At 39.5% G+C, this 3,109-nt stretch carries 4 protein-coding genes; all 4 read left to right on the plus strand.

The window, feature by feature from the left end; translation table 11 throughout:
* A partial coding sequence (locus PGQ33_RS16535) for a NifB/NifX family molybdenum-iron cluster-binding protein (protein ID WP_270206115.1) occupies positions 1-271 on the plus strand: 271 nt, incomplete at its 5' end.
* 189 nt (positions 272-460) lie between these two features.
* Positions 461-847 (plus strand): helix-turn-helix domain-containing protein, encoded by a 387-nt coding sequence (locus PGQ33_RS16540; protein ID WP_044924454.1) that lies wholly within the window; start codon positions 461-463, stop codon positions 845-847.
* Positions 848-986: 139 nt separating this feature from the next.
* Positions 987-2,444 carry an AlbA family DNA-binding domain-containing protein gene (locus PGQ33_RS16545; RefSeq protein WP_161234127.1) on the plus strand — a complete coding sequence of 486 codons (1,458 nt, stop codon included), beginning with the start codon at positions 987-989 and terminating at the stop codon, positions 2,442-2,444.
* 49 nt (positions 2,445-2,493) lie between these two features.
* A complete protein-coding gene (locus PGQ33_RS16550) occupies positions 2,494-2,673 on the plus strand; it encodes a hypothetical protein (protein ID WP_008705291.1) in 180 nt (59 codons plus the stop codon).
* The last annotated feature ends 436 nt before the right edge of the window (positions 2,674-3,109 follow it).

The following is a 3,109-nucleotide window of genomic DNA, read 5'->3' on the forward strand; positions in this document are numbered from 1 at the left end:
TGGACATGGCGCATTGGCAGGAGTTCTTAATGCATTGAATGCAGACGTTTTGATTTGTGGCGGAATTGGAGGCGGCGCACAGACAGCGTTAGCGGCAGCAGGCATCAAGCTTTTCGGAGGAGTTTCCGGAGATGCGGATGAAGCAGTAGAAGCTTTTATCAATGAAACACTTGAGTATAATCCGGATGTGAAATGTTCTCATCACGAGCACAACAACGGGGAAGGACATACATGTGGCGAGCATGGATGTGGAAGCCACAGTTGTCATTAAGAAGTGAGATTGCCATCGGATCATAAGATGAAAAAATAAAAGGTATTGATCTATAAAGAGGGAAGGGAACCCGCATCATCAAATTTGCTTGTGATGTCGGGTTCTCTTTTTATTTGCATAATGATATACTTTTATTGTGGTTAGAAAAATAAAGCATGTACAAAACTCATAGGAGAAAGATGTATACTTATGACAACATTTGGTGATAAAATTAGGAAGTTGCGAAAAGAGAAAAAAATGACTCAACAAAAGCTGGGTGATATGGTGGGCGTTTCTCATAGAACAATTCGATCTTGGGAAGTTGAAGGACGATATCCGAAGCAGAGTAGTTTATATCAAAAACTGGCAGATGCATTTCAGTGTCAGGTTTCTTATCTTATGAATGATAATGAAACCGTGTGCTTGGGTAATGATGAGCCAAGTGAATATGCTGGTGCTAAACAGGCAAGGCAGATTCTTGAACAGGTAGCTGCTTTATTTGCCAGTGGAACTATGACCAATGAGGACAAAACTATTTTCATGGATGAGATGACGAGACTTTATCTGGCATCAAAAAAGAACAGAAGAAAATGGTAAGAAGAAATGAACTGTTTTGTTTTCTTGCTTGATAGAAAAGAAGAATAGAACGTATAATAGTGTTAATGATCCAGAGAAGATTGCTCTGGAAATAGAATTATTCGTACCAGTGGTGCGAGTATAGAGTAGGAGTGAAAGAATGGTAGAAGATACTATGTTTTCCGGGGAATCGAAAAATATTGAGTACAAGGTATCCTTACCTGATAAAAGTGAAAAGTACATGAAGACAATCGTAGCTTTTGCCAATACACAAGGTGGCAAGCTGATTGTTGGAGTAGATGATAAAACACACCAGATTGTTGGTGTGGAAAATGATGTGTTGTTTCAGCTGATGGATGGAATTGCCAATGCAGTTTCTGATTCCTGTGTGCCACAGATCATTCCTGATATTGAGCCACAGACAGTAGACGGGAAAACGGTCATTGTTGTATCAGTAGAAGCTGGAAAGAACAGACCGTATTATCTAAAATCAAAGGGAAAAGATAATGGCACTTATATCCGTGTAGCAGGTACATCAAGACAGGCATTTCCGGAGAAGATAAAAGAACTGGAAATGGAAGGGGCCAGAATCTCATGGGATGAGCTTACTTGTGTGGGTTATCCTGTTTCAGAGGAAGCAACAGAGAAACTTTGTCAGGATATTGAAAAGTTCCGGAAGAAAGCAGGAATGTCAGAACATTCTGTAAAGAAAGAGCAGCTGATAAACTGGAAAATTTTGAAGCAGAGCGAGGGACAGCTTCTGGCAACGAATGCCTATGCGTTGCTGACATCGGATTATTTTTCATTCTCCAAAACACAATGTGCGGTATTCAAGGGAACAGATCGTGCAATGTTTCTGGATAAGAGAGAATTTACAGGACCAATCTATACACAAATCGAAGAAGCAGTAGATTTTGTATTGAGAAATATTCGGCTTGGAGCAACAATTGACGGATTGGTGCGAAAAGAGAAATATGAGTTACCACCGGAAGCAATCAGGGAAATGATTATTAATGCCCATTGTCACCGTAACCTATTAGATGAATCCTGTATTCAGGTCGCAGTTTATGATGACAGATTGGAGGTGACATCTCCGGGTGGATTATATAACGGATTAACTTATGAGGAAGTCATGAATGGTCATTCGAAGATCAGGAATAAAGGCATTGCCAATATATTCAGTCAGATGGGACTTGTAGAGGCATGGGGAAGCGGAATAAAAAGAATCCTTAATGCTGCAGAAGAGTATGGACTTCCAAAGCCGAGATTTCAGGAATTTGATAATATGTTTCGGGTAGAGTTGTTCCGAGTCAATCCAATAACTGACCAAGCTAACCAAGCTACTAACCAAGCTAACCAAGCTACTAACCAAGCTAACCAAGATTTAGAGAGATTAGACCAAGTGGAAGATGAAAATGTACTGAGTGAGAAAGAAATAGAAATTCTGAATCTTGTACGTATGCAACCTTCAATCACGCAGAAAGAAATGGCTAATGCGTTAGATTGGAATCTTGCTAGTGTGAAGTATTATATAACCAAATTGAAGGAAAAGAATTATCTGAAGAGGCAGGGAAGTAGCCAAAAAGGGAAATGGGTGATATTAACAAAACGAGATTGACACTTGTATCAATTCGTGTTAAACTATGAAATGTAAGGAGGAGAGAAAGATGCCTAGAAAACCATCATTAGACGGCAAAGATTCTAGTCTGAGAATTAGGATGTCACCAGAGCAAAAAGAAAAGCTAGTATCTTATGCAGAGAGACATTATCAGACTATGAGTAATGTAATATTCCAGGCGTTGGACATTCTTTACGCAAGAGAAGAACAACAAAATAATAAAGAGTAAAATGGAGTTATTTTGGAGTTTATTTCTTCATAAGCGGTGCGAAAAACACAAAAACAGAACGCACGTTCGAAATATAAACCTCTAATAACAGCCTTTGCGTGTCATGAAACGCAGTCCGCAAAGGAGTTTGAATAAATCGAGTTGCTTAAAAAAGCCAGTGTTTATGCGGGTTTCAGCGATTTCGATTAGTCTTTTGATAACAAATTGATAACAGTCATAGCAAGTGCCATTATTCTTGTTATCCAGTGGTTTATGGGTAACGGAACAATTAACAGGTGGCTTGCAGACTAAAGTTCGGAGCTTGGCTCTGAACAAATTCCATATTATAAACTAAGCCCTTAGCTGTGGTTAATAACCATAGTTAAGGGCTTTTTTGTCGTGTGCGCCTAGCGGCGCACGTTTCTAACGGGTTAAAGTCCCGAATCCACCCGGTAGT

The organism is Coprococcus sp. AM100_B19A, assembly GCF_027662015.1.
Classification (GTDB): Bacteria; Bacillota; Clostridia; order Lachnospirales; family Lachnospiraceae; genus Allocoprococcus; species Allocoprococcus comes.

What these genes read in the sequence shown, in the direction of transcription:
- PGQ33_RS16540 (WP_044924454.1), top strand. Translation starts at nt 461, where the DNA reads ATGACAACATTTGGTGATAAAATTAGGAAGTTGCGAAAAGAGAAAAAA.
- PGQ33_RS16545 (WP_161234127.1), top strand. Translation starts at nt 987, where the DNA reads ATGGTAGAAGATACTATGTTTTCCGGGGAATCGAAAAATATTGAGTAC.
- PGQ33_RS16550 (WP_008705291.1), top strand. Translation starts at nt 2,494, where the DNA reads ATGCCTAGAAAACCATCATTAGACGGCAAAGATTCTAGTCTGAGAATT.